Here is a 24,901-nt window from a genome sequence, read left to right as displayed (position 1 = left end):
TCCCTTCGTTCGTGATCAGGCCAAGTCTTCCAGGAGGGCTTGCAGCGCGCGGAACTGGGAGGGTGTCAGGAAGGACGGATTGCCGGCCTGGGGCTGGCGGAGAACCTCGGCCCCGGCCAGGAGCGGGTGCGCGCGGAAGCGTTCCCGGGACAGGCGTTGTCGTGGGGGCAGGATCTCCAGGTCCAGCGGTACGGACCAGCGTTCCTGCTCGTCCCGGAACACGGGCCCGGTGAGGTGGCCCAGGCCCCAGACGCCGTACGGGGTGCCCCGGGAGCGGCTGCCACTGGCCCAGAACACCACCGGATGCTTCTCCCGCATCAGGTCCGACCGGTAGTTGCGCTGCACGCACCAGCGGGTGACGTGGGGGTCGGCGCGGAACCGGTCGTCCAGCGCGCCGGCGTCGGCATTGCCCTTGATCAGCCAGGCCCCCAGGACCGACTCGGTGACGCGTCGCGCGGGCGGGGAACTCACCGCGTCACGGTAGCGCCCGGCCCCCGGAGTTCTCACGGCCGTCGCGCCATCGAGAGTCCCAATTGCCTCATCGCGCCCAACCGCCCCAGGGGTGTCAATTCGCGTTGACAGAGGTGGAGGGGTCAACAAGCATTGACCGATGGACAGTGCCCATCTCGTCGACCTGGCGCGTGACGCCCAGGCCCCCGACCCGCTCAGCGCCCTGACCGCCACGGCCGAACTGGCCCGGGGCCTGGAGCAGCGTCAGGCCACGCTGGTGGGCCGCGCCCGCCTCGACGGGGTGACCTGGTCCCAGATCGCGCAGGCCCTCGGCGTGACCAAACAGGCCGTGCACCGCCGGTACGGTGGGGACCGACTGCTGGGGGCGCATTAGTGAACACGTTCTGGGGGGACCCGGCTCTGGCCGAGAGGGCACAGGGCCTGCTGGGTGCGCGGCATCCGGTGGCCGCGGTGGCGACCGTGACGCGCAGCGGTGTGGTGACGGCGGGCTGGGGCTGCGCGCCCGAGGCCGACTTCGAGATCGGCTCCATCAGCAAGGGAATCACCGGTCTGCTGTACCGCGACGCGGTCGAGCGTCAGGTGGTGCGGGCCGACACGAGCCTCGGCGAGCTGCTGCCGCTGGACGACAGCCCGGTGGCGAGGATCGAGCTGGGCGCGATCAGCCAGCACCGTTCCGGGCTGCCGAGTGTCCCGTCGCCGGTGCGACGGGCGCTGAGATTCCGGGTCCGGGGCGAGAACCCGTACGGCGACACGCTGGAGGAGCTCCTGGCCCAGGCCCGGTCGGCGATTCCGGGCCCGCCCCGGCCGCGCTACTCCCACTTCGCCTTCGAGCTGCTCGGCCACGCGCTGGCGAGCGCCGTGGGCACCTCGTACCCGGAGCTGGTGGCCGATCGCCTGGCCGGGCGGCTCGGGCTGAAGTCCTGGTACGCGCCGTCGCTGCCGGTGGACCTGCGGGCCATGTCACTGACCGGGCGTGACCGGCGGGGGCGGCCCCGGCAGGTCTGGACCGGCGAGGCCCTGGCACCGACCGGGGGAGTGCGCTCGAGCGTGGGCGACCTCGCCGACCTGGCGAAGGCGCTGCTGGACGAGCGGGCCGTGGGGCACTCGGCGCTCGACCCGGTGGCCCGCTTCGGCAGCAGCGGCGTGATGATCGGCGCCGCCTGGCTCACCCAGGAGCACAAGGGCCGGGCCGTGACCTGGCACAACGGCGGCACCGGAGGGTTCCGGAGCTGGCTCGGGCTGGACCGCGAGGCCGGTACCGGTGCGGTGGTGCTGTCGGCGACCTCGGTGTCGGTCGACCGGGCCGGGTTCCGGTTACTGCCGTAAAGCGCTGAACCTGAGCCCGTCGATCAGGAGCCGGACCATGCGCAGCGTGTGGTCCGGGTCTTCGGCGGAGGGCAGTGACAGGTTGGCGACGGCCCGCAGCAGGTCGATGGGCTCGACGTCGTCCGCGTTGATCTCACCGGCCGTCTCGGCGGTCTTCAGCAGTTCTCCGAGCACGGGGGAGAAGCGGGTGTCGAAGTAGCCGGGCAACTGCTCGAACGCCGGGTCGCCCGACTGCAGGGCACTGGCCAGGCCCCGCTTGGTGATGATGAACCGGGTGAACCGCATGAGCCAGCGGATCAGGGCCTCGAGCGGGTCGTGCTGCGCCGCCAGCACCGGCGCGACCTCGGCACAGGCGTCCACCTCGGTCTTGAACACGGCCACGATCAGGTCCGAGCGCTGCGGGAAGTGCCGGTAGAGCGTGCCCACCCCGACCCCGGCCCGCACGGCGATCTCCCGCACCGGCGCGTCCACCCCCGACTCGGCGAACACTTCGGTGGCCGCCTCCAGCAGCAGGTCGACGTTGCGCTGGGCGTCGGCACGCACCCGCCGGGGCGGCGGTGTCTCGGACATAGGACGGTTCTCCAAAGCGGCGGGTGGATCCCGAGCTTACCGGAATGCGGTTCCGCCCGATCTGATCACCGGATGCTGAACTGGTCCAGGTCCGGCGCCGGGCCGACCGGGTTGTGGAACAGGAGGGTGTTGCTGCCCTTCTCCAGGGTGATGCGCAGGGTGGTGCCGGCCGGGGTCTCCCAGTCGCCGCGCCCGGTCAGGCCGGCCAGTTGCTGGTCGGCGCCGCCGTTCACGCTGACGTAGAGGTCACGGGCGCCGTCGCTCTCGTAGAGGATCGTCAGGGTGCGGGTGCCCGCGACCGCCACATCGTTCACCGGCACGGTCAGGCCGGAGGCCCCGGCCAGGTAGGCGATGCGGCTGCCCGCCGCACACGTGGGGCAGTCCACGGCCTGCACGTCGGCGCGGGTGTTGCCGCTGTCGGTGGCGTTGACGGTCACCGGGGCGAAGGTCGGGGCCGGTGGTCTGCTGGTCGGGGTCTTCCGCTCGGGAGCAGAGGTTTTCGAGGGCCGGGGGATGGTGGACGAGGTGGTGGTCTTCGGGGTGGCCGGTGGCGTGGTCGCGGCGGCCCGGGACGTCCTGACGGCCCGGGCGGGCTCGCTGACCTCGGTCGTCTGCGTCATCGCGGCCGGGGTGCCGGGCTCACCGGAGGGTTCCTGGGCCGTCGCGGCCGTCGCGGCCGTCGCGGCTGTCGCGGCCGTCGGTGGCGGCCCGGCCTCGGCGAGTACCGGCGGCAGGAACGGCACGGCCAGCGCGGCCAGGCCCCCGGACAGTCCGATGAGGCTGATCAGCCAGACCGGGCGCCCGGAGGGCCACAGCGAGGTGGTGGGCGAGGTGACCAGGGAACGCCGCGAGGGGGCGCTCATGCCGGCAGCCGCACGCTGATCGTGGTGCCGGAGTACGGCTCGGACGTGACGGTCAGCGTCGCGCCGATCCCGGTCGCGTGGGCAGTCATCAGTCTCAGTCCCTCGTAGCGGCCGGTGTACAGGACCTCGTCGTGGCTGGGGACGGCGAATCCCCGGCCGTTGTCCTGGATGGTCAGTTCCAGATGCTGTCCCTGCCCGCGCAGTTCCAGGCCGGCCCGGGTGGCGTGGGCGTGGCGCAGGACGTTCTCCAGGGCCTCGTCGAGGATCACCGCCAGGGCGTGGCGCACGGGCGGCGAGGGCGCGATCGGGGTGAGTTCGGTGCGCACCCGGATCGGCCGCCCGGCCGCCCATTCCCGCGACATCCGCCCGACCAGATCGGCGAAGTCCGTCCGCGGGTCGTCGAAACGCAGCCCCCGTACCGGGGTCCGGGCCAGTTGCCGGGCGGTCGAGGCGTCATCGACGAGCAGCCGGGCGAGCCGGTCGGCGAGTCCGGGCCGGGCCGAGGCCCGGACCACGGACAGCGAGGCCGAGCGCAGCAGGTTCCGCACCCGGTCGGCCGTGGGGGTCTCGTCCTGTTCCCGTTCGTCTTCCAGTTCGTTCTGGAGCCGCGTGAGCAGCGGGCCACCCGCGCCGCCGGCGCCGGCACCGGCCAGGAACACCAGCATCGGCACCACGAGCACGAAGGCCGCCCCGGCCGGGGACGCGGCGTTCTCGCCGAGCACGACCCCCTCGGTGGCGGCCGCGAGCAGGGCCTGGCCGATCCAGACCGGCGTGGCCATCCGGCCCAGCAGGGCGCCGGCCAGGGCGGAGGTGCCGGCCTGGTAGATCAGGCAGACCGGGTCACCGATGCCCAGGAGCAGGACGCCCAGCCCGATGACGGTGTCGGCGGCGATCAGGGCGACGCGGGGCCGTCCCGGTCCGAGCCGGTCCAGCACCCGTTCCTGGACGAGGGTGATGGCCAGGACCAGGGCCAGGGGGAGCAGGAACCGGGCCCAGGCCTGCGGGCCGACGGTGGCCAGCCCGGCCAGGGCCGCCATCAGGCAGCCGACCAGCCGCAGCACCAGAACCGCGCGGGCCAGGGTGAGGGCCACCGCGGCCTGGACACCGGGACGGCCGGTGCGGACGATCCCGCGCCGGGCGGGAAGGGTGCGCTGGACCAACGTGCTGCCTCCGGGGGAGGGGGATGCCGGACAGGTGCAGCCCTGCACCTGTCCTGCATCACGTGCACATCCCGGGTGGGGTTCAGTCCGGCGTGATCGGGTCCGGATCGGGGGCCGGACCGAGCGGGTCGTGGAACATGATCTGGTTCTCGTCCTGCTTCCGCTCGACCGTGACGCTGGTCCGGCCCGGATCTGCGGCCGCCGGTGCCCGCCACGGTGATCTGGACCGGCGAGCCCTCCGGGCCGGAGAAGAGGACGATCAGGTGTGGCCCAGGTCCGTCGTGACCGGCCGGAGTGCAGTGGCCGGAGCCGGACTGGGCCGTGAGCGTACGGAATCTGGTTCGGGAACAACGACTTTCAGCCCGCTTCCGGGACCCATCGGGTAGTTGGCCGCTGGTCAGGAGGTGGTGCGGATGTCGGCCCGGGCCGACCCGGTGGCCACCGCCGCGTCTTCGAGAAACTGTGCGATCACGGCCAGTTCGCCGGCGCTACGGGAAGCCAGGACCGGTGCCATCCGGGCCCCGACGCGTCCGAACATCGACGCCCCCACCGTGTGGGCGTGATCGGTGGCGACCACCACGACCGAGCGCCGGTCGTGCGGGTGCGGGCGCCGCTCCACGTGACCCAGCCGCTCCAGTCGGTCGAGCATGGCCGAGGTCGCCGGCGCGCTCAGTTGCAGTGCCTGGCTCAGCCGCCGCGGCGTGACCGGCTCGTCACCGGAGGACATCACCACGCGCAGGCCGTTGAGGTCGGTGCGGTGCAGCGCCTCGTCACGCCCGGTCGCGGCCAGGTACATCTCCGACTCGGTGGCGAACGCTGCCATCGCCCGCACGGCCCGCACCGCCTCGGGCCGCCGGTCGCCGTGGGAGTGGGGACGCGCGGTGGCCTCGGCGGGTCTCGAATGGTGGTCCGGCACGTCGCCATCCTACTCTTTCGACTGTGGAACTATTCGACGGTGGAACTAAACGCCGATTGCCGCATCTGGTGGGCCCGCGACTGAGCTGGCTGGTCGTGCTCCTGGCCGTGCTGTTCTCCGGCCTCGCGCTCGCCCTGCCGATCACCGCCGACGAGTCGGACGCCGGGGTGGCCAACGTGCCCGCCGGCGCCGAGTCCCGGCAGGCCGAGCAGGTGCGCGACGAACTCGGCGGCAGCGAGATCGTCCCCGCGATCGTGGTGATCGACCGCGCCGGCGCCACCGGCTCAGACGGCGCCCAGCTCACCGACGACGACCGGGCCACGGTCGAGACCCTGGTCAAGAGCCTGCAGCGGTACGCCGTCGAGGGCTCCACCGTGTTTCAGCAGTTCTCCGACGACGGGGCGGCCGCGATCGTCGGCGTGCCGCTGTCGGCCCGGGCCTCCAACGACGAGCTGGTCGCCACGGTCGGCGACATGCGCACCTACCTGGGGCGGGAACTGACCGGCGGCCTGCGCGCCCAGGTCACCGGCGGCCCGGCCTTCACCGTCGACCTGGCCGGGGTGTTCGACGGCGCCGACACCCGGCTGCTGATGGTCACCGCCCTGGTCGTGGCCGTGCTGCTGCTCCTGACCTACCGCAGCCCCTGGCTGTGGCTGGTGCCCCTGGCCGTGGTCGGCGTCGCCGACCAGGTGGCCGTCTCCGTCGTCGCGGTCGGCACCAAGGTGCTGCCGTTCACCACCGACGGTGCCTCGGTCGGCATCACCTCGGTGCTGGTGTTCGGCGCCGGCACGAACTACGCCCTGCTGCTCATCGCCCGCTACCGCGAGGAGCTGCGGCGTCACGAGAACCGGTACGAGGCCATGCGGATCGCCGTCGACCGGGCCGCCCCGGCGATCCTGGCCAGCTCCGGCACGGTCGTGCTCGCCCTGCTGTGCCTGGGCTTCGCGCAGAGTCCCTCCAGCCGCAACATCGGCCTGGGCGGCGCGCTCGGCATCGTCACCGCTGTCCTGTACGCCCTGCTCGTCCTGCCCGCCGCCATGACCGTGCCCGGCCGTCGGCTGTTCTGGCCGTTCGTGCCGCGCGCCGGGCAGGAGGTCGCCGAGCGCTCCGGCTTCTGGTGGCGCGTGGCCGCGGGCGTCACCCGGCGCCCCGTCCTGGTCGGCTCCGCGAGCCTGGTCCTGCTCGGGGTGCTGATGATCCCCCTGGCCGGCCTGCGTACCGGTCTCTCGCAGACCGAGCAGTTCCGCGCCACCCCGGAGTCGGTCACCGGCCAGGAGACCCTGGGCGAGCACTTCCCCGCCGGATCGTCCCAGCCCACGATCGTGGTGGTCGCCACCGACGCCGCGGCGAAGGCCCAGACCGCGCTCGCCGACCTTGACGGGGTGCGCTCGGCCCGGCCCGAGCGGAACACGTCCGCAACCGCCGGCCGCACCGTCATCGACGTGGTGCTCGACGCCGCCCCGGCCTCCGGCGCGGCGTTCGACACGATCCGGCAGATCCGTACCACCGTGGACGGGATCGACCCGCAGGCACTGGTGGGTGGCTCCGACGCCCAGGCCCTGGACGCCGACCGGATCGCCGACCGCGACCGCCGCATCGTCATTCCCCTGGTCCTGCTCGTCGTGCTGGCCGTGCTGCTGGTCCTGCTGCGTTCCCTGGTCGCGGCCGGGCTGCTGGTGCTGACCGTGGTGGCCACCTACGCCGCCGCGATGGGCGCCGCCTGGTTCGCGTTCGACCGCTGGTTCGGCTTCCCCGCGCTGGACCTGATCGTGCCCCTGATGGCGTTCCTGTTCCTGGTGGCCCTGGGCGTCGACTACAACATCTTCCTCACCACCCGGGCCCGGGAGGAGGCCGCGAAGTCACCGGAAGATGTCGCCCGCGGCCCGATCTCGGTGGCCCTGGCGGTGACCGGCGGGGTGATCACCAGCGCCGGCATCCTGCTCGCGGCGGTGTTCGCGGTGCTCGGGGTCCTGCCCCTGATCACCCTCACCCAGATCGGCGTGATCGTCGGGTTCGGCGTGCTGCTCGACACCCTGCTGGTGCGCAGCGTGCTGGTACCGGCCCTGGTCACCCTGCTCGGACGCTGGTTCTGGTGGCCGGGCGAGCTGTCCCGCCGGCCCGCCGCGCCCGAAGAACCGGAGAAGACCCCCGTGTAGCCAGCCCGGTGCCCTCCTTTGCTCGTGATCAGGCAAAGCCTCCCCGGGGAGATCTTGCGTGATCACGAACAGGAAGGTGGCCGGCCTTCGTGGTCACCGCCCCAGGCTCGGGCATCCCGCTGTTCTGCGGAACGAAATTCATCACAGCGCTTTTCGGGCGCCCCGGCCGGCGTCCGTTCGATTCCGGGGTGGTGTTCGCCGAGTCTGCCCGGCGCTGATCACCCAGAATGGTGGACGCGGGTCACGACGGCCACCGTCGTGGTCACCACGGGTCTGCTCACGGGATGAAGCGCTGCTGGCGCGCCGACTGGACGGCGCTGTAGCGGTTCGTCGCCTGGAGTTTGTGCATCGCGGTGCGCAGATAGCCCTTGACCGTCTCGGTGGTCACCCCCAGGCGCTCGGCCGCCTCGCTGTTGGTGGCACCCACCCCGACGACGGCCAGCACGTCCACCTCCCGCCCGGTCAGGTGCTGGGGATAGACGACGTGGCTGCGCACGGACCGGCCCGTGGACAGCCCGGACGGCGACAGGCCCTCCAGCAGCAAGGACGCCTTCTGCTGCAGACGCCGTTTCGCCTCCGGATCGCTCGTGGCGCCGGCCAGGCAGCGCAGCTGGGCGAACATCCGCCGGGTGTCGTCGAGCTGTGACGCCGTGACGGTCATGACAGCACGCCGAACCGCTCGCTGACGCCCAGTTCCTCGCGCGCCCGGCGCACCCGCTGCGCGGCCACCCCGGAGGTGGTGGCGGTCAGGCGGGCGATCTGACTGGCCGAGTACCCCTGGGCGCTCAGGGCCAGGGCGTGCCGCGCGGGAGTGTTCAGGCGCAGCACCGTCGCGACTGCCACGCCGGTGTGCAACCCGCTGAACCAGCCGCTGCGCCCGGCCACCGTCGGCGGTGTGCTCTCGCCAGGGAAATCCATTGCCAAACGGCGGATCTCAGCAATGATGCAGGCGACGTCGTCGTGCATGTGAGCTCATCCTCCCGTGGCCGTACGCACCCCATTACAGGCAGCCACCTAACGGGAAGTCAACGGCCCTAACTTCCCGATATGTACCTTTCTCGTCGAGCGGTTCCGGCAATCCCGCCCCGGAGAACCGGTTTGGACTGAGCATCAGGAGGTTTCGCGTGAGCCGATACTCTGGGGCCGCCATCCCGGCGACCAGGACCGCTGATCAGAAGGAGCACCGTGAAGCACGGCGTCACCATTCTCACCGACCAGCCATGGGCGCAGTCGCGCCCGATGTGGGCCGCGACGGAGGAGATGGGGTTCGACCACGCCTGGACCTACGACCACCTGATCTGGGGCGGCCTGCCCGACTCGCCCTGGCTGGGAGGCATCCCGACCCTCACCGCCGCGGCCACCCTCACCTCCCGCATCCGGCTCGGCACGGCGGTGTGCGCGCCGAACTTCCGCCACCCCTTCGCCCTGCTGCGTGAGGCCCAGGCCGTGCACGACATCTCCGGCGGCCGGTTCGTGCTGGGCGTCGGCACCGGCGGTGACCTCGACTCCCGCGTGCTCGGCCAGGCCCCGATGACCACCCGGGAGCGCGTCGACCGGTTCCAGGAGTTCACCGGTCAGCTGCTGCGCCTGCGCAGCGAGGACCACGTCAGCGAGCAGGGCCGCTGGTTCTCCACCGACGACGCGCGCACCCTGCCGGCGGTGCCGGACCTGCCCGTGATCATCTCGGCCAACGGCCCGCGCAGCGTGCGCTACGCGGCCCGGGCCGGCGACGGCTGGATGACGCTCGGCCCGGCCGCCGGCACCCTGGAGGAGTGGTACACCGGGCTGGCCGGGCAGCAGAAGCTCCTGGACGAGGCCCTGGCCGGGGCCGGGCGCGAGGGCGCGGACTTCCCCCGCTACCTGATGCTCGACGCGCCGGGCTCCCGCCCCGACGTGCCGTTCTCACTGTCCAGCGCCGACTTCTACGAGGAGATCACCGGCCGGGTGGGCGAACTCGGCTTCACCGACGTGATCACTCACTGGCCGCGCCCCTCCGGCCCGTACCAGGGAGGGGTGAAGGTGCTGGAAGAGGTCGCCTCGCGCCTGATGGCCCGGACGACCCGGACGGAGCTCGCCTGACCTCGTTCGCACTGCGCACCACCGGCGGGCCGGTCAGGCTCGTGAGCGCGAGCGGTCCCGGCGCCCGCACGAGGAACGTGTGCGACTCGCCGGCGAGGAGCGAGACCAGCGCCTCGTCGGCGGCCGCGTCCGGGTGGGCGTGACCGGCCAGCAGCGTGACGTCCCGCGTGAACGACTGCGCGGTCACGGTCACCGCGTAGCCGTCCCGGAGGCGGCGGGCGGACGTGCGCACCGGCGCGGGCGCGTAGGACAGATCCGGGTCACGGGCGAACAGGTACGTGGCGCGCAGGAATCCGGCCTCGGCCACCAGCGTCTCGGCGGCCGGGTCACCGGGCGTGGCCAGCACCCGCGGCACCGCCAGCAGCTGCGTCGACCAGGCCGCCACGTCGTGGGCCAACGACACCCCGGCCACCACCGCCCCGCCGAACGTGATCCGGCGCAGGGTCAGATGCCCCCGGAACGGCTCGTCGCTGTCGTTGACCACGGCTATCCCCAGGCCCCCCTCGCCGTCCGGCCGCAGACTCAGCAGACGCGGCGCACAGGCCCGGCGCAAGGCGAACCAGGCCGGGAGCGGCCGGTTCTCGCCGTCCACCAGAGCCCAGGACGTATCCGGCGGGATGCCGTCGTCCGTCCCGATCACGCAGCCACCCGTGCGCGGTGCCCGCGCGCGGGCCTGGTCCACGGCGAAAGTCGTGGCCCGGGCCTGCCGCAGCTGGCTCTCCCACTGCCGATCGGCCTGCCGGTCACCGGGAACCTCCGGGGCAGGCACCGCGCTCAGCGCTCTGCGTCCGTCACCGCCGCACACCACCAGCGAGGGATGCGGATCGGGCCGGGGCGTGTCCTGCCACACCAGCACGCCCTGCTCGTCACACGCCTCGTAGAACTCCAGGCTCTCCCCGGGACCCTCGCCCCGGATCCGCAGCAGGTTCACGTTGGCCGCGACCACCCGGCCCACCACCGCATCCCGATCACGCCGGGTAAGACGCTGTGGCCGAACCGCTTCCGGAGACCAGACGACCCCCTTGACGAACACCGCGCGTCCGTTGACCGTGAGCCCGAACACCGTGCCGTCCTCGTCCACCGGCTCCTGGACCCGCACCGAGCGGAAACCGATCCGCCGCTGGTACCGGTCCAGCTCGTCCTCTGCTGAGAGCGTGACCACCAACCCGACCAGCGGTTGCCCCCCGTACCCCACGGGCCACCACACCGGGGCCTCCGGCACGGTGAGGGCGAGGGTCACGGTGGTGTCACCCGCACCCATGACGCACGACGTGGAGCCCCAGTCTCCCGGGTCACCGAGCGTGAGGCGAACCTCGAGCGGTGCGGCCCCACCCGGCGCGCGCTCGACCCGGACCTGCACCTCGACCCGGCCGGTGCCGTCCTCGTCCAGCGTCACCAGCGGCCGCACCTGCACCAGCCTTGCGACGACCACACACCCCTCCTCGGCGATCACGGGCCGGTAGCGCACCCGAAATGCCATCTTTACCTCAGTGGCGGTGAAAGTCCGCTGAGCGAGGCGTTTCCGTGTCGAAAAGGGGTCGATCGCCGGTGATGTGCGGTGAACGGTCAGCTCTCGCGGACCACCAGATGACCCGCCACCACGTGCAGTCCCGGAGCCGGCGTCCCGTCGATGGCAGCCAGCAGCAGTTCGCCCGCGCGCCGCCCGATCTCCTGCAGACCCAGGTCCACCGTGGTCAGCGGCGGGCGGGCCGCCTCGGCCACCACCCCCCAGTTGTCCACCCCGACCACCCCGACCTCAAGGGGCAGGGAGGCACCGGACTCGCGCAGGGCGTCCGTCGCTCCCCGGGCAATCACGTCGGCACCGCAGAACACCCCGTCGACATCCGGATGCGCCCGCAGCAACTGGGTCACCGCGAACCGCCCCCAGGCCTCGGTCCAGCCCCCGAACCACGGATCCCCGACCAGCTCCAGGCCGTGGCCCGAGAGCGCCTCGACCGTGGCGGACGCGCGCTCGCGGGCGGAGGCGTGGGAGTGCGGCCCGGTGATGTGCGCGATCCGCCGGCGCCCGGTGCGCACCAGGTGCTCGACGGCCAGCCGGGCCGCCCCGCCCTCGTCGCTGGTGACGCTGATGTCGGCCTCGTCGGCGCTGGGGGCCAGGGCGTAGACGACGGGCACGGGCAGGTTCGTGCCGATCGGGGGCCGGGCGTCGGTGCGGCGCCCGGCCACGATGATGCCGTCCACCCGGCGCTCCAGAAGCCGCCGCAAATGGTGCTGTTCGCGGATCGGGTCGTCGCGGCTGTCGCACAGGAAGGCCAGCATCTCGCCCAGGCCCAGCGCGTCTTCGGCCCCGCGCATGATCGGGATGCTGAAGCGGCCGTAGCTGTCGGAGGTGATGATCCCGACGGTGAACGTGCGCCCGGTGAGCAGGCTGCGCGCGACCGTGCTGGGGGCGAACTCCAGTTCCTGCGCCGCGGCGCGCACCCGGGCCCGGGTCTCCTCCTTCAGGGTGCCGCGCCCGTTCAGCGCCTTGGACGCGGTGCCCACCGAGACTCCCGCCCGCGCGGCGACATCGGCGATCCCGGCCCGCCGGGGGGAGGCGGGGGTGGTCGAGGGCGTGGAGCGGGGGTCAGCGTCGTTCATGGTCGTCGGGAGGTCCGTTCCTGTTCGGCATGCCCCTTGTTCGTGATCAGGCACAACCTCCCCGGGGAGGTTGTGCCTGATCACGAACAAGGACGAGGGAATCAGGTAATCAGGAAACCCTTTGCCTGACAACTCGCCGCTACCCGTCGTCCATAATTCTGATGGTTTCGAGGTCTTGACCGGCTTACCGAGGCGACCTACGTTAATGCTCGAACCAACGGTTTCCTGAAGTTTCCGGCAGCGGGGCCGACGTGATCGGCGTGCTCCGGCCGGCTCCGAACGAGAGGGCGACACGTGAGCCTCGACACCGATCTCCTGGCCCCGGGCCCGGCCGCACCGCGCCGCCCGGCGGCCCTGACCCCGCTGCCCTTGCGGGGTGCCACCCTGCACCCGGAATCGATGCTCGGTGACTGGCAGCGACGCAACGGTGCGGCGACCATCCCGCACTGCCTGGCGAATCTCGAATCCTCCGGTGCCATCGAGAATTTCCGTCGTCTGGCGGAAGCGGGGGCGGACGGTCCGGCGGGGAAGTTCGCCGGGCCCTGGTTCGCTGACACCGACCTCTACAAGAGCGTCGAGGCGATCGGCTGGGAGATCGGGCGCACCGGCACCGACCGCTGGAACGGCTGGCTGGCCGACCTGGCCGGGCTGCTCGAGAAGGCACAGGCCGACGACGGGTACCTGAACACGTTCGTGCAGGGGGTGGCCGGGGAGGAGCGTTTCGCCCAGCCCGAGCGCACGCACGAGCTGTACACGGCCGGGCACCTGATCCAGGCGGCCGTGGCCCTGCACCGGGGCAGCGGCGACGAACGGTTCCTGCGAATCGCGCGGCGTTGCGCCGACCTGGTGGTGACGCTGGACGACGGGCAGGGCAACCCGATCCTGGACGGGCATCCCGAGGTGGAGACCGCCCTGGTCGAGCTGTACCGCGAGACGGGGGAGGCGGAGTACCTCACCACGGCGCAGCGGCACATCGACCACCGGGGCCGTGGCGCCCTGCCCCGGGGGCATTTCGGCCCGATCTACGTCCAGGACCATCTGCCGGTGCGGGAGGGCACCGAGGCACTCGGGCACTCGGTGCGGCAGCTGTACCTCGCGGCCGGGGCCACCGACGTGTACCTGGAGAACGGCGACGAGACGCTGCTGCGGGCCATGGAAGAGCTGTGGCACAGCGCTTTCGGCACGAAGATGTACATCACCGGCGGGCACGGATCGCGTCACCGCGACGAGGCCTACGGCGACCCGTTCGAGCTGCCGCCCGACCGGGCCTACGCCGAGACCTGCGCGGCCATCGCGGCTTTCCAGTGGTGCTGGCGGATGCTGCTGGCCACCGGCGAGGCGCGCTACGCCGAGGAGATGGAACGCGCCCTCTACAACAACATCGCGGCCTCGACCTCGCACACCGGCACGGCGTTCTTCTACTCCAACCCGTTGCAGCTGCGCACCGGTCACGAGGGCTCGGACGAGGACTCCCCGAGCGAGCGCCTGCCCTGGTACAACTGCGCCTGCTGCCCGCCGAACATCGCCCGGCTGCTGGCCTCGTTGCAGGGCTACGTGGCCACCGGATCGGCCGGAACCCTGCAGCTGCATCTGCTGCATGCCGGAACCTACGCCACCGATGGCTTTTCGGTGAACGTGGAGACGGGGTACCCGTACGCCGGTGATCTGGTCGTCACCGCGACCGGCTCCGGTGAGCTGAGCGTGCGCATCCCGTCCTGGGCGGGCGGGGTGGTGGCCCGGATCGGTGACGTACGGGTGGACGCGGTCGCCGGGCAGTATCTGAAAACCCCGCTGGCGGAGGGGGAGGAGCTGCGAATCAGCCTGTCCCTGCGCCCGGTGGCGGTGCGGGCGGACGAGCGGGTGGACGCCGTGCGCGGCTGCGTGGCCGTCACCTACGGGCCGCTGGTCTTCTGTCTGGAACAGGCCGACCTGCCCGCAGGCGTGCTGGTGGAGCAGGTGCGTCTGGACCCGGCCGCGCCGATCACGGTCGAGGACGTCGTTCCGGTGCGTCTGCGGCTCTCGGGTGTGGTGAAGGCCCCGGAGCCGGCCCTTTACACCTCCGGTGCTGCGGCGAAAACCGTTCAGGACATCGAGTTCACCATGATTCCGTACCACGCCTGGGCCAATCGCGGCCCGGGTGCTATGCGAGTGTGGCTCCCCCTGCTCTGAGATCCACCCATCATCGCTGAATCCGGCAGCCCGCTGTGCCAGGGACGGACGCGGGCGGAAAGCGAAGTCGTCATGCGCAGAACGGTCAGGACAACGAGGTTCGTGGCAGTTGCCGCCGCTGTCGCCACCGCCCTCCTGGGGCTGGCGGCCTGCGGCGGTGATGACGAGAACACCAGCAGCGCCACCGACGAGCCCGTCGGCACGGCGACGCTCTGGGCCCGGGACAACCAGAAGGGTTTCATCAATCTGCTGACGGGCGCCTACAACTCCTCGCACGAGGGGAAGGTGAAGGTGTCGGTGGTGCCGACGGGCAGCTTCGTGCAGAAGTTCGGCACCGCGGCGGCGTCGGGCTCGGGCCCCGACATCGCCTCGATCGACCTGGTGTACCTGCCGTACTTCGCCTCCAAGGGGGTGCTCGACGACCTGACCGCCGTGCAGGACGAACTCCCCTGGAAGGACAGCCTCAGCGAGGCGCACCGCAAACTGGCGGTGTACGAGGGCAAGACGTACGCGCTGCCGTTCACCGCCGAGGCCTCGGTGACGTTCTACAACAAGGACCTCTTCACGAAGGCGGGCCTGGACCCGGACAAGCCACCGACCAGCTACGCGCAGATGCTCGACGCGGCCCGGGCGATCAAGAAGCTCGGCGGCGGGAACTACGGGTTCGTGATGGCCGGGCAGTGCGGTGGGTGCAACATCTTCGAGTTCGCCCCGCACGTGTGGGCCAGCGGGGGAGAGGTGCTCAGCCAGGACGGCAGGAGCGCGCAGTTCGACTCCCCGGAGGTCACCGACGCGCTGGAGTTCTACCGCACCCTGTGGCAGGAGGGCCTGATGGCGCCCTCGTCCAAGACCGACAGCGGGGCCACGCAGGGCTCGACCTTCCAGTCCGGCAAGATCGGCATGGTCAACCTCGGCGCGTTCTTCGTGCAGACCCTGGCGGCGGACCACAAGATCGACTTCGGGGTCGCGCCGATCGTCGGGAAAGATGGTGGAACTGCCTCTTTCGCGGGTGGTGACGAGATCGCGGTGACAGCCGGGGCGAAGAACAAGGCCGTGGCCTACGACTTCGTCAAGTGGGCGACGGACGAGCAGGCCCAGACCATCCTGGCGGAGAACTCGATCGTGCCGGTGCGCACCGACCTGGTCGGCTCGATCTACGGCACCGACGACGACCGGTACCAGGTGCTCGGCGAGTCGATGAGCACCGGCCGTACCCCGTACAGCGTGGTGGAGAACGCCATCATCAACGACAACAACGGCCCCTGGGCGACAATGATCAACAAGGCGGTGTTCGGCGGCGGCGACGTGAAGGCGGCTCAGGCCGAGGCCCAGAAGGCCGCTCAGGCCATCATCGACGCGGGCTGATCGACGATGGTCACCACGCTCAGTCCGACGCCGCGCACGGCCACGGCCCGTCGCCGCCCCACCCCCTGGCTCACCCAGCGCCGCCGCCGGCAGCTCGCCGGTCTGGCGCTGGTGTCGCCGGCGCTCCTGGTCGTCGGGATCTTCTTCCTGATCCCGCTGGTCATGACGTTCTGGATGAGCCTGCACGACTGGCCGCTGCTGGGCGAGCACCGCTGGGTCGGGCTGGACAACTACACCCGCGCCCTGCACGACCGGAACTGGCTGGACTCGGTGATGTTCACCCTGAAATACACGGTGTTCATCACGCCGTTGCTGTTCGTGTCCGGCCTGGCCCTGGCGGTGCTGGTCAACCGTCCGGGCCGCCCGGCGCGGGTGTTCCAGACGGTCTTCTTCCTGCCGGTGGTGATCGGGTTCGCCGCCGCCGCGTATCTGTGGCTGTACCTGGCCCAGCCGGGAATCGGCCCACTGAGCGACCTCTCGGTGCACGCCGGGCTCGGCACCCGGGAGTCGAACTGGTTCTCCACGAGCGCCGGTGCCCTGGTCGTGGTGGTGCTCATGGTGGTCTGGAAGGTGACCGGCATGCAAATGATCCTGCTGCTGTCCGGCCTGCAGGCCATCCCGGCCGAAATCACCGAGGCGGCGCGTATCGACGGTGCCGGACCCTGGAAGTCGTTCGTGCACATCGTTCTTCCCCTGCTGCGTCCCACCCTCGCCCTGGTGCTGGTGTTCTCGGTGGCCGGATCGCTGCTGGCGTTCGACCAGTTCTTCATCATGACCGCCGGCGGGCCCTCGAACAGCACGATCACGGCTGTTTACCAGATCTACCGCACCTCGTTCATCAACTTCGACCTCGGCTACGGAGCGGCTCTCTCGGCCCAGCTGATGATCGTGCTGGGTGCGGTGAGCGCCGTTCAGATGCTCCTGCTGCGGAAGACGGACTTCTCATGAGAACCATCACCGACGTGCGCCAGAGCCTGCCCCGGGCCGCCTGGTGGGCCGCCTGCCTGTGTGTCAGCGTGATCGTGCTCTATCCCTTGTGGATCATGCTGAGCCAGTCGCTGAAGAGCTCGGCGGAGGCCACGCAGAACCCGCCCACGCTGTACCCGCACGGGATCTCGCCGGAGAACTACCAGGCCCTGGGAAACACCGGGGCCGTCGGTATCTGGACCCACGTCGGAAACAGCGTGCTGGTCTCGGCCGGCGCCACCCTGCTGACCGTCGTGTTCGCCACGCTCGCCGGGTACGGCTTCGCCAGAATGCGCTTCACCGGCAGCGGCGTGCTCTTCTTCCTGATCCTGGCCACCTTCATGATCCCGTTCCAGGCCGTGATCACTCCGCTGTTCTCGATCCTGCACACCCTGGGCCTGAACAACAGCCTGCTCGGTCTGGTGCTGGTCTACACCACGTTCCAGCTGCCGTTCGGGATCTTCCTCATGCGCAACAGCTTTGCCGCCCTCCCGGCCAGTATCGAGGAGGCGGCCCTGATCGACGGCTGCGGCTACCTCTCGGCCCTGCTCCGGGTGATGCTGCCCATCGCGATCCCCGGCCTGATCAGCACCGCCCTCTTCACGTTCTTCACCTGCTGGAACGAATTCTTCGCGGCCCTGGTCCTGGTGACCGACGAGGCCCGGTTCACCCTGCCGGTCACCCTGACCGTGCTCGCGTCCAACCAGCTCGGCACCCTGAACTGGGGCATCATGCAGGCCGGGGTCGCGGTGACGGCCATTCCCTGTGTCGCGCTGTACCTGCTGCTGCAGCGGTACTACGTGGCCGGGCTGGTGGCGGGGGCGGTGAAATAGGCTCAGATGCAGATCAAATGATGGACGAGGTGGGCGGCCAGGCGCGCACGGTCGGGCATCGTGGCGGCCACCAGGTACTCGTGGTCGGCGTGGGCCCCGCCGCCGACGGCGCCGAGGCCGTCGAGGGTGGGTACGCCGACCGCCGCGGTCAGGTTTCCGTCGCTGCCTCCGCCCACCGCAACGGCTTTCAGGGTGGGGTCGAACCTCTGGGCGATCGCGAAGAGGTCGGCGGACAGGTCGGGGGTCATGGGTGGACGGTGAATGCCCCCGCTCACAGTGATCGTCGCACCGGTGAGGCGCGGGACCAAGCCGGCTACGGCGTCCTCAATTCTGGTTCGCTCACCGGACGACTCGACCCGCACGTCCACCGTGATCGTCGCCTGGGCGGGGACCACGTTGCTGGCGGTGCCGGCCGTGCTCATGCTCGGCACCACCGAGGTGCCGAGGCCGGGGTCGGCCAGGGCTGCGATCGCGAGGATCTGGTGGGACGCCTCGACCAGGGCGTTGATGCCCTTCTCGGGCTCCAGGCCGGCGTGCGCGGCGCGGCCGGTGATCGTGATCTCGAAGGTGCCGCAGCCCTTCCGGGCGGTCTTCAGCGCGCCACCGTCGCCGGATCCCTCGAAAACCAGGACGGCGCCGCACTGCTGGGCCAGTTCCTCGATGAGGGGGCGGGACGCTGCGGAGCCGATCTCCTCGTCCGAGGTCACCAGGATCTCCACGCCGGAGAGGCCGTCCAGCAGCGCCAGGCCGTGAACGGCCTGGACCAGGCCCCCGAGCATGTCGAAGACGCCCGGTCCGTAGACGTTTCCGTCGGTCACGGCAAAGGGACGCCGGTGCCGGGTCCCGAGCGGGAAGACGGTGTCGTGGTGGCCCAGGATCAGGACGCGGGGCTCGCCGCCGCCGCTCCAGCGCACGTGCGGGCCCGCGGGGCTCTCGACCAGAGTCGCGGTGCCGCCCAGCCGGGTCTCCAGCAGCGTGGCGACCGCCTGGGCCGAGGCATTCAGAGCGGTCAGGTCGCCGGACGGGGACTCCACCTCGATCAGCGTGCGCAGGTCGTCGAGCATGGTCGCGAGGTCCGGGGTCATGCGCCGAAGGGTACGGTTCGCGCCGAATACCGTCGATCCCCATGGCCCTGCGTACCCGTCTGGTTCCGGAGCGTCGTAGCGTCACGGTAGGTCGGGTGCGATGTGCGCTGAGTGCCTGATCTGCCGCTAGCGTGGGCGCATGTCCGAGAATGGGCCTCGTCCGCTGGAGTACGAGCGGGTGGCCGGCGAACTGCGGCGGATGATCGTCGAGGGCGATCTGCGGCCCGGCGACCGCCTGCCCCCGGAGGGCGAGCTGACGGCCCGGATGCGCGTCAGCCGGGGCACGTTGCGCGAGGCCCTGCGGGTGCTGTCGGCGCAGAAGATGCTGACCAGTGTGCGCGGTGTCAACGGGGGCACCTTCATCGCCGAGCCGTCGCCCGATGACGTGGCGGACTACCTGCAGACGGCGCTCACCCTGCTGTCGCGCAGCCGCGTCACCGTCGGTCAGCTGCTGGAAATGCGCTCTCAGCTGGAGGTTCCGGCGGCCGATCTGGCGGCCCGGCGGCGTAGTGACGACGACCTGCGGCGGCTCGAGGCCACCCTGACCGGGCCCGAGGCCGATCGGGGCCGCGACCACGGCGAGTTCCACATCCTGCTGCTGCGGGCGGCGGGGAATCCGGTGCTCGACATGACGGCCCGGCCGGTGTTCGCGGTGCTGCGCGACCGGTTCGGGCGCGAGCAGAACGACCCGCAGTTCTGGGACCGGGTCGGGGCCGATCACGTCGAGATTCTTCAGCACGTGCGCGATCGCAACAGCCGGGCCGCGAGCCGGGCGATGCGGGGCCACCTGGCGGTCCTGCGGGAGGTGTACACGCGCATCGATGTGAACCGGCTCGGCGAGCGGTGAGACCCGGCCTGCGAATAGGTTGAGAGGGCAACCACCCGTCCTTCTAGACCTGGGAGACCGAGAGTGACCGACTTTTCCCCCGTGCATCGTGACCTGATCGACCGCGTACCGCTCTCACCGGACGCGCGGATCGAGGAAGAGGTCGTGGTCTACGACCACAACGGCGTCACGCTCGAAGGTTTCGTGGTGTTCGACGCCGCGCTCACCGGGCCCCGCCCGGCGGTCGTCGTGGTGCACGACTGGACCGGTCTGCGCGAGTACCCCAAGGCCCGCGCCCACATGCTGGCCCGGCTGGGCTACTTCGTGTTCTGCGCGGACGTCTACGGCCAGGGGCGCCGGTTCGAGGCGATGGAAGACTGCGAGACCGAGTCGGGCAAGTACTACGGTGACCTGCCGTTGCTGCAGGCCCGGGTGGGTGCCGCCTACGACCGGGTGGTGCTCGACGAGCGCGCCGACAACGCCCGCATCGCCGTGATCGGCTACTGCTTCGGCGGCAGCGCGGCGCTGGAGTTCGCCCGCACCGGCGCCCCGGTGGCCGCGACGGTGTCCTTCCACGGTGCTCTGGTGGTGCACGAGCCCGCCGACGTCGACAAGATCAACGGGCCACTGCTGGTGCTGACCGGTGGCTCCGACCCGGTGGTGCCCGACGAGACCCTGGTCGCGTTCCAGAACGAGCTGCGCACCCGCGAGGAGCTGGACTGGACCGTGACCGTCTACGCCGGGGCCCCGCACGCGTTCACGCTGCCCGGTATCCCGCCGTACCGGGAGCTCGCCGACCGGCGCAGCTGGCGGGCCATGCTCGACCTGTTCTCGGAGACCTTGGGTTAAGCCGCCTCGACGCCCGGCCGGGTGCGGGACAATCTCCCGGTGAACGCCGTCCGCTTCCACGACCTCTCCGGTCGCAGTGCCTACGAGGTACTGGGGGTGGCCGAGAGCGCCGGGCCGGACGAGATCAACAAGGGCTACCGGCAGCGCATGCTCGAGCTGCATCCGGACCGCCGGCCGGAGCGTGGTGATGACTCAGGGGTCGAGGACGAGACCCACCAGGTCACCACCGCGCACCGCTGGCTGATCCGGCACCGGGCCGCGTACGACGCGTTCGTGCTGACCCGGCGGCAGGCCGATCCGTACTGGGGGCGGTTCTCGGGGCGGGCCACCCGTCGTCCGGCTCTGAGAACCTCGGCCCTGAGAAGTTCGGCGGGCGAGCGCATGGCCGAGCGGGCGGCGGAGTGGGCCGAGCGGCAGCGTCGTGAGCAGTGGGACGGCCGTGACCGGGATACGGCGTTGTGGAAGTCCGGAGGTGGCACCGGGCCTCTGGACGCCAGCCGCGCGGAGGTGGCGAAACGTCGCCGGCAGCGGCGGGAAGCCGAGGAGGAACGCCGAACCCGGCCCGAGTCGGCTTCCGGCAGTGAGCCTTCGGCCCCGGGCGGAGCCACTCCCACCCCTGTTCGTGATCATGCAAACTTTCCCCAGGGCGGTGAGTACGCTTCCGGGCCGAAGGTGGGAACCCCTGACCACGACGGCGAAGACGGGCTGCATACCCGCCCGGCCGCCCGCACCACGACATCCCCCTCATCCGGGCGTGATCGTGCATACATTCCCCGGGAAAGTTCGCATGATCACGGACAAGGGGTTGGGCCAAGCGCTCGCCCCGCTGCCCGGCCCACCCCACCCGCCTCGTCCGTGCCCTTCACCGATCCTCACCGGACGGGTACTGGTTCACGGGTCTCGTCGCCGCGGGGTCCTCGGCGACGGCGGCGTATTCGCCTGCCGCGCTTGGGATTACCGCGGTTTCCGCGGGTGGGGATGCCGCGCGGGCCTCGGCTGGGACTGCCGGCGTTGCCCTCGCTGGGCCTGCCCCGGGTGCGGGTCTTCCCGCGGCGGCGGGCGGCATCGGGGGCGGATCTGGGCGTGGTGGTGCTGGCCGTGGTCTTCGTGGTGCTCGGGTTTCTCGTGGCGGTGCGGGTGCCGTTCTGATCAGTCTGATCAGTGCTGAGCAGAACGGGCGCTGCTGGTGGTGAGCACGGCCAGGATGACGAGGATGCCGGCCGGGCCGAGCACGAGCCAGGGCGCGGTCTCCAGGTAGCCGACCCCGGCCGCGAGCATGGCGCCCAGTTCCGGGCGGTCGGGGTCGGCGCCCAGGCCGAGGAAGCTCAGGCCGGCTATGCCGAGGGCAGCGGCGGGCAGGCGGACCAGGGCGTGACGTAACAGGGGTCCGAGCACGGCGGGCAGCACGTGCACCCGCAGCAGTCGCCCGGGACCGGCCCCCGTCAGGATCGCGGCCCGCACGTATCCGGCCGACCGGGCCTCGGAGGCCAGGGTGCGGGCGTGCACGGCCAGCGGGATCCAGGCTACGAGCAGCACCGCCAGGCAGGCCCCGCGCAGGCCCGGCCCGAGCGCGGCCGCGACCAGCAGCCCGGCCAGGTTCGAGGGCACGGTGGCCAGCACGTCGAGAGCGCCCGGGGTGGGGCCCGGTGCGGCCAGACCCGCCGCCGTGCCGGCCAGTGCCCCGATCACCAGCGCGAGCAGCGTGATGCCCGCGGCCAGCGACACGGTGAGGAGGGTGCCGTGCGCGAGGCGTCCCCATTGGTCGTGCCCGACGGCGTCCGCGCCCAGGGGATGGGCGAGGCTCGGGGCGGCCAGGCGGAGGGAGAGATCGGTCGCGGTGCCGTTGCGGAACCACCCGACCGACGCGACCACCAGCGCGAAAGTGAGGACGAGGACCCAGGCGGTGCGTCGTCCTTCATTCTGGGTGCCCCGGTGGGTGGGCTCGCCGGCGGCGCGCTCGGCATCGGGCACGGCGAGCACCCGGTGCACCGCGGCGGCCACCGCCGCGGCGACCAGACCGACCACGACGACCCCGGCCAGCACCGCCTGCACCACGGGCAGGTCCTCGGCCAGCACCGCGTCGAGAGCGAGCGTGCCTGCCCCCGGGATCGAGAAGACCTTCTCCACCGCGACCGAGGAACCGACGATCGACATACCCACCACCACGGCCTGCGGCGCCCCCACCGCGACCACGCGGCGCACGACCGCACGGCGCAGAGGACGCAGGTCCAGACCGGACGCCCGCCACGCCCGGACCCACGGTTCGGTCAGAATCTGCTCGGCACTGGCCGAGAGCATCCGGGCGAGCAGCCCTCCCGCCGGAAGACCCAGTGACAGTCCCGGCAGCACCGCGCTCGCCGGACCGTTCCAGCCGAAGACCGGTAGTACCCGCCAGGTCACGGCGAACAGCAGTACCCCGGCGACCGCCACCACGACCTCGGGAAGGGCCGCGAGCGCCGCCGGCACCGGCCCGGAGAGCAGACCCGGACGGCGGGAGCGGGGTTTCGGGCCGGAGCGGGCGCCCCGCCGGATCGTCGGGGTGAGCAGCAGCCCGGCGACGGCGATCGCGATCGCCAGGGCGGTGCCGGCCAGGGTCAGCGACGTGCCCAGCGCCGGGCCGACCAGCTCACCGACGGGCCGGCGGCTCACCCAGCTGGTGCCCAGATCACCCCGCAGGGCGTGGGAGAGCCAGGTCAGCACCCCGGAAATGGGGGACGAGGGAAGGTCCAGTTCCCGGCGCAGAGCCTCGACCGCGGCCGGGTCGTCACCCCGTGCGGTGAAGCGCACCCGCAGCACGGTCTGCGCCGGGTCTTCACCCCGCAGCCAGGGCAGCGCGGCGACCACGACCAGCAGGAGCAGGAACGTGGCGAAAGTGCCGGGGACGGAACGCAGCCCGGACGGTGCCGATCCGCGGCTCATCGGCCTGTCCCGGTGACGTGACGAGCACGGGTGCGGGTGCGGTGGCGCCCGACCTTATTCGTGATCATGCAGACCTTCCCCGGACGGGTGCTGAGGGACTGCCTGACCACGAAAGAGGTGGTGGGGCGGGCGTGGTCGGCCATCGGGCCCGGCCCGCCGCATCGCCGGGCCCCTGGACCGTGCAGGAGCGGGGACACGACGGGCACGTTCATGGGGCGACGATCAGTGGCTGATCGTGGTCTTCGCCGTGATCACCGCACGCTCCCAGGGGTCACCGGCCAGTCCCAAGACCCCGTCGGCCAGGCCGAACTGGGTGCGGTCGTGGATCAGCGGGATGACGGCGACGTCGGACAGCACCACGTGCTCGGCGGCGACCGCGGCCTGGTTGCGGGCGTTCACGTCGGTCTGGGTGGCGGCCTTCGCCAGGTCCGCGTCGAGGGTCTTGTCGCAGAACCGGCTGATGTTGTAGCCGCCGTCGCAGCTGAAGTCGGCCTGCAGGTAGCTGATCGGGTCGGCGGTGTCCTGCCCGTACGAGCGGCTCATGATCACGGCGTCGTAGGTGCCGGCCAGGTAGTCGCTCTCCATCTGGTTGTACTCCTGCACGACCGTCTTGACGTCGAACCCGGCCTTGCGCCACTGGTCGGCGACGACGGTGGCGATCTCGGCGAGCTCCGGGCGGTCGGAGAACGTGGCCAGGGTGATCTTCTGCTTCTGCGGGGTCGCGGCCTTCGGGTAGTCCGGCGTCGGGCGGTCGTCGGCCCAGGTGGACACGGACGAGAACAGCCCCTTGGCCGGGTCGGCGGCACCGGCGTAGATGGTGCCGGCCAGGTCCAGGCCGTCGAGGGCCGCGCGGGAGGCCTCGCGCTGGGCCGGGTCGCTGAACACCGTGGAGCTCTGCGTCAGGTGCAGCGACACGGTGCGCGGCAGGGGGACGGCCAGCACGTGATCGGTGCCGATCGGTTCCAGCTGGTCGGCCGGGACGGCCTGCGCCACGTCGGTCTGACCGGCCCGCAGCGCGGACGCGCGCTGGTCGCCGTCCGCCACGAAGCTCAGCTCGATACCGGCCAGCGCGGGCTGCCCGCCCCAGTAGCTCGTGTTCGCCGTCAGGTCGGCCGAGGTCGTGCCGTTCAGCTGCGTGATCGTGTACGGACCGGTTCCGGTGCCGACCACGGACGGCGAGGCCGGGTCGGCGTACGCCTTCGCCGAGAGGATCGCCAGCTCGGGCGAGGTCAGCCGCTGGATCAACACCGGGTCGGCGGTCTTGGTGACGATCGTGACCTTGGTGTCGCCGTCGGCGGTCACGGTCAGGTCGGTGCCCGACAGCGAGCGCGGCGCCGGGTCGGCCTCGGTGGCGTGTGTCAGGGAGCCGGCCACGGCTTGGGCGTCCATAGCGGTGCCGTCCTGGAACGTCACGCCCGGGCGCAGCGTGAGCTCCCAGGTCCTGGCGTCGGTCTGCTCCCAGCCCGTGGCCAGCGACGCCTCGGGGCTGCCGGAGGCGTCGAGCTTGGCCAGGGTCTCCGTGGCGCCGACGCCGTAGCTGGTCACCGCGTCGTCGCTGTACGGGGAGAGCGCCGCGACCGGTGTGAACGCGTAGGCGTACCGCAGGGTCTGGGGCCCGTCACTACCGGCAGCGTCGGAATCGCTGCCGCAGGCGGCCAGGGGGAGCAGGGAGAGGACGAACGCCGTAGCGATCGCCGAAGTCTTCAGAACACGCGCATGGTCCATGGAACAGACCGCCTCCAGCACC

Annotated in this window: 23 protein-coding genes; 11 read left to right on the top strand and 12 right to left on the bottom strand. The window is 71.5% G+C overall.

Annotation, left to right across the window (positions count from 1 at the left end):
- Positions 1-15 precede the first annotated feature (15 nt).
- Positions 16-471, bottom strand: coding sequence for an EVE domain-containing protein (locus LR393_RS29090; protein ID WP_231488201.1), 456 nt, complete (start codon positions 469-471; stop codon positions 16-18).
- 139 nt (positions 472-610) lie between these two features.
- Here LR393_RS29090 and LR393_RS29085 point away from each other — a divergent pair, with 139 nt between their 5' ends.
- Together LR393_RS29085 and LR393_RS29080 are read left to right on the top strand one after the other, a co-directional pair.
- Positions 611-844, top strand: coding sequence for an ECF-type sigma factor (locus LR393_RS29085; protein WP_231488200.1), 234 nt, complete (start codon positions 611-613; stop codon positions 842-844).
- Complete coding sequence (locus LR393_RS29080; RefSeq protein ID WP_231488199.1) at positions 844-1,797, top strand: serine hydrolase domain-containing protein; 954 nt, start codon at positions 844-846, stop codon at positions 1,795-1,797. Before LR393_RS29085 ends, LR393_RS29080 begins: the two co-directional genes overlap by 1 nt.
- Here the strand turns inward: LR393_RS29080 and LR393_RS29075 are convergent.
- The 4 genes from LR393_RS29075 to LR393_RS36730 all read right to left on the bottom strand — a co-directional run bounded on the left by LR393_RS29075 (position 1,786) and on the right by LR393_RS36730 (position 5,306).
- On the bottom strand, positions 1,786-2,367 hold the full coding sequence (locus tag LR393_RS29075) for a TetR/AcrR family transcriptional regulator (protein ID WP_231488198.1): 582 nt from the start codon (positions 2,365-2,367) through the stop codon (positions 1,786-1,788). The two genes, LR393_RS29080 and LR393_RS29075, sit on opposite strands and share 12 nt — an antisense overlap.
- A 65-nt stretch (positions 2,368-2,432) precedes the next feature.
- Positions 2,433-3,230: a carbohydrate-binding protein gene (locus tag LR393_RS29070; protein WP_231488197.1), complete on the bottom strand. Its 798-nt coding sequence runs from the start codon at positions 3,228-3,230 to the stop codon at positions 2,433-2,435.
- A complete protein-coding gene (locus tag LR393_RS29065; protein ID WP_231488196.1) occupies positions 3,227-4,390 on the bottom strand; it encodes a sensor histidine kinase in 1,164 nt (387 codons plus the stop codon). Before LR393_RS29065 ends, LR393_RS29070 begins: the two co-directional genes overlap by 4 nt.
- Positions 4,391-4,787: 397 nt before the next feature.
- On the bottom strand, positions 4,788-5,306 hold the full coding sequence (locus tag LR393_RS36730) for a MarR family winged helix-turn-helix transcriptional regulator (protein ID WP_231488195.1): 519 nt from the start codon (positions 5,304-5,306) through the stop codon (positions 4,788-4,790).
- Between the two features lie 56 nt (positions 5,307-5,362).
- On the opposite strand from LR393_RS36730, the gene LR393_RS29055 reads away from it, so the two are divergent.
- Complete coding sequence (locus tag LR393_RS29055; RefSeq protein ID WP_231488193.1) at positions 5,363-7,462, top strand: MMPL family transporter; 2,100 nt, start codon at positions 5,363-5,365, stop codon at positions 7,460-7,462.
- 277 nt (positions 7,463-7,739) lie between these two features.
- Here LR393_RS29055 and LR393_RS29050 read toward each other — a convergent pair whose 3' ends face one another.
- Positions 7,740-8,123 carry a response regulator transcription factor gene (locus tag LR393_RS29050; protein ID WP_231488191.1) on the bottom strand — a complete coding sequence of 128 codons (384 nt, stop codon included), beginning with the start codon at positions 8,121-8,123 and terminating at the stop codon, positions 7,740-7,742.
- A complete protein-coding gene (locus LR393_RS29045) occupies positions 8,120-8,428 on the bottom strand; it encodes a hypothetical protein (RefSeq protein ID WP_231488189.1) in 309 nt (102 codons plus the stop codon). The genes LR393_RS29050 and LR393_RS29045 overlap by 4 nt, the downstream gene beginning before the upstream one ends.
- A gap of 219 nt (positions 8,429-8,647) precedes the next feature.
- On the opposite strand from LR393_RS29045, the gene LR393_RS29040 reads away from it, so the two are divergent.
- Complete coding sequence (locus LR393_RS29040; protein ID WP_231488187.1) at positions 8,648-9,541, top strand: LLM class flavin-dependent oxidoreductase; 894 nt, start codon at positions 8,648-8,650, stop codon at positions 9,539-9,541.
- On the opposite strand, the gene LR393_RS29035 is transcribed toward LR393_RS29040, so the two are convergent.
- The gene (locus LR393_RS29035; RefSeq protein ID WP_231488186.1) at positions 9,435-11,021 is read right to left on the bottom strand and encodes a glycoside hydrolase family 2 protein; all 1,587 of its coding nucleotides are present in this window, start codon (positions 11,019-11,021) and stop codon (positions 9,435-9,437) included. The two genes, LR393_RS29040 and LR393_RS29035, sit on opposite strands and share 107 nt — an antisense overlap.
- An 86-nt stretch (positions 11,022-11,107) precedes the next feature.
- The gene (locus LR393_RS29030) at positions 11,108-12,142 is read right to left on the bottom strand and encodes a LacI family DNA-binding transcriptional regulator (RefSeq protein ID WP_231488185.1); all 1,035 of its coding nucleotides are present in this window, start codon (positions 12,140-12,142) and stop codon (positions 11,108-11,110) included.
- A 294-nt stretch (positions 12,143-12,436) separates the two neighbouring features.
- On the opposite strand from LR393_RS29030, the gene LR393_RS29025 reads away from it, so the two are divergent.
- The 4 genes from LR393_RS29025 to LR393_RS29010 all read left to right on the top strand — a co-directional run bounded on the left by LR393_RS29025 (position 12,437) and on the right by LR393_RS29010 (position 17,475).
- On the top strand, positions 12,437-14,311 hold the full coding sequence (locus tag LR393_RS29025; RefSeq protein ID WP_231488182.1) for a glycoside hydrolase family 127 protein: 1,875 nt from the start codon (positions 12,437-12,439) through the stop codon (positions 14,309-14,311).
- A gap of 102 nt (positions 14,312-14,413) precedes the next feature.
- Positions 14,414-15,676 (top strand): ABC transporter substrate-binding protein, encoded by a 1,263-nt coding sequence (locus tag LR393_RS29020; protein ID WP_231488181.1) that lies wholly within the window; start codon positions 14,414-14,416, stop codon positions 15,674-15,676.
- 6 nt (positions 15,677-15,682) lie between these two features.
- Positions 15,683-16,624, top strand: coding sequence for a carbohydrate ABC transporter permease (locus LR393_RS29015; RefSeq protein ID WP_231488179.1), 942 nt, complete (start codon positions 15,683-15,685; stop codon positions 16,622-16,624).
- Positions 16,621-17,475 carry a carbohydrate ABC transporter permease gene (locus LR393_RS29010; protein ID WP_231488177.1) on the top strand — a complete coding sequence of 285 codons (855 nt, stop codon included), beginning with the start codon at positions 16,621-16,623 and terminating at the stop codon, positions 17,473-17,475. The genes LR393_RS29015 and LR393_RS29010 overlap by 4 nt, the downstream gene beginning before the upstream one ends.
- A 2-nt stretch (positions 17,476-17,477) precedes the next feature.
- Here the strand turns inward: LR393_RS29010 and LR393_RS29005 are convergent, their stop codons facing one another.
- Positions 17,478-18,560 carry a M20 family metallopeptidase gene (locus LR393_RS29005; protein WP_231488174.1) on the bottom strand — a complete coding sequence of 361 codons (1,083 nt, stop codon included), beginning with the start codon at positions 18,558-18,560 and terminating at the stop codon, positions 17,478-17,480.
- A 139-nt stretch (positions 18,561-18,699) separates the two neighbouring features.
- Between LR393_RS29005 and LR393_RS29000 the strand changes: the two genes are divergently transcribed.
- The 3 genes from LR393_RS29000 (at position 18,700) to LR393_RS28990 (ending at position 21,384) form a co-directional block, all read left to right on the top strand.
- Entirely contained in the window at positions 18,700-19,407 is a 708-nt protein-coding gene (locus tag LR393_RS29000; RefSeq protein ID WP_231488172.1) for a FadR/GntR family transcriptional regulator, read from the top strand.
- 63 nt (positions 19,408-19,470) lie between these two features.
- The gene (locus tag LR393_RS28995; protein WP_231488170.1) at positions 19,471-20,235 is read left to right on the top strand and encodes a dienelactone hydrolase family protein; all 765 of its coding nucleotides are present in this window, start codon (positions 19,471-19,473) and stop codon (positions 20,233-20,235) included.
- Between the two features lie 39 nt (positions 20,236-20,274).
- On the top strand, positions 20,275-21,384 hold the full coding sequence (locus LR393_RS28990) for a J domain-containing protein (protein WP_231488169.1): 1,110 nt from the start codon (positions 20,275-20,277) through the stop codon (positions 21,382-21,384).
- Between the two features lie 9 nt (positions 21,385-21,393).
- Here LR393_RS28990 and LR393_RS28985 read toward each other — a convergent pair whose 3' ends face one another.
- Positions 21,394-23,154 (bottom strand): ABC transporter permease subunit, encoded by a 1,761-nt coding sequence (locus tag LR393_RS28985; RefSeq protein WP_231488168.1) that lies wholly within the window; start codon positions 23,152-23,154, stop codon positions 21,394-21,396.
- Between the two features lie 222 nt (positions 23,155-23,376).
- A complete protein-coding gene (locus tag LR393_RS28980; RefSeq protein ID WP_231488166.1) occupies positions 23,377-24,879 on the bottom strand; it encodes an ABC transporter substrate-binding protein in 1,503 nt (500 codons plus the stop codon).
- Positions 24,880-24,901: the final 22 nt, after the last annotated feature.

The sequence above is a fragment of the Kineosporia mesophila genome (assembly GCF_021129235.1).
Lineage (GTDB): Bacteria > Actinomycetota > Actinomycetes > Actinomycetales > Kineosporiaceae > Kineosporia > Kineosporia mesophila.
This window is presented reverse-complemented; position numbering and strand designations above follow the sequence as displayed.

Bases quoted from the DNA above. Each gene is read 5' to 3' on its own strand.
- LR393_RS29085 (WP_231488200.1), top strand. From the start codon at position 611: ATGGACAGTGCCCATCTCGTCGACCTGGCGCGTGACGCCCAGGCCCCC.
- LR393_RS29075 (WP_231488198.1), bottom strand. From the start codon at position 2,367: ATGTCCGAGACACCGCCGCCCCGGCGGGTGCGTGCCGACGCCCAGCGC.
- LR393_RS29070 (WP_231488197.1), bottom strand. From the start codon at position 3,230: ATGAGCGCCCCCTCGCGGCGTTCCCTGGTCACCTCGCCCACCACCTCG.
- LR393_RS29050 (WP_231488191.1), bottom strand. From the start codon at position 8,123: ATGACCGTCACGGCGTCACAGCTCGACGACACCCGGCGGATGTTCGCC.
- LR393_RS29045 (WP_231488189.1), bottom strand. From the start codon at position 8,428: ATGCACGACGACGTCGCCTGCATCATTGCTGAGATCCGCCGTTTGGCA.
- LR393_RS29035 (WP_231488186.1), bottom strand. From the start codon at position 11,021: ATGGCATTTCGGGTGCGCTACCGGCCCGTGATCGCCGAGGAGGGGTGT.
- LR393_RS29030 (WP_231488185.1), bottom strand. From the start codon at position 12,142: ATGAACGACGCTGACCCCCGCTCCACGCCCTCGACCACCCCCGCCTCC.
- LR393_RS29015 (WP_231488179.1), top strand. From the start codon at position 15,683: ATGGTCACCACGCTCAGTCCGACGCCGCGCACGGCCACGGCCCGTCGC.
- LR393_RS29010 (WP_231488177.1), top strand. From the start codon at position 16,621: ATGAGAACCATCACCGACGTGCGCCAGAGCCTGCCCCGGGCCGCCTGG.
- LR393_RS29005 (WP_231488174.1), bottom strand. From the start codon at position 18,560: ATGACCCCGGACCTCGCGACCATGCTCGACGACCTGCGCACGCTGATC.
- LR393_RS29000 (WP_231488172.1), top strand. From the start codon at position 18,700: ATGTCCGAGAATGGGCCTCGTCCGCTGGAGTACGAGCGGGTGGCCGGC.
- LR393_RS28985 (WP_231488168.1), bottom strand. From the start codon at position 23,154: ATGAGCCGCGGATCGGCACCGTCCGGGCTGCGTTCCGTCCCCGGCACT.
- LR393_RS28980 (WP_231488166.1), bottom strand. From the start codon at position 24,879: ATGGACCATGCGCGTGTTCTGAAGACTTCGGCGATCGCTACGGCGTTC.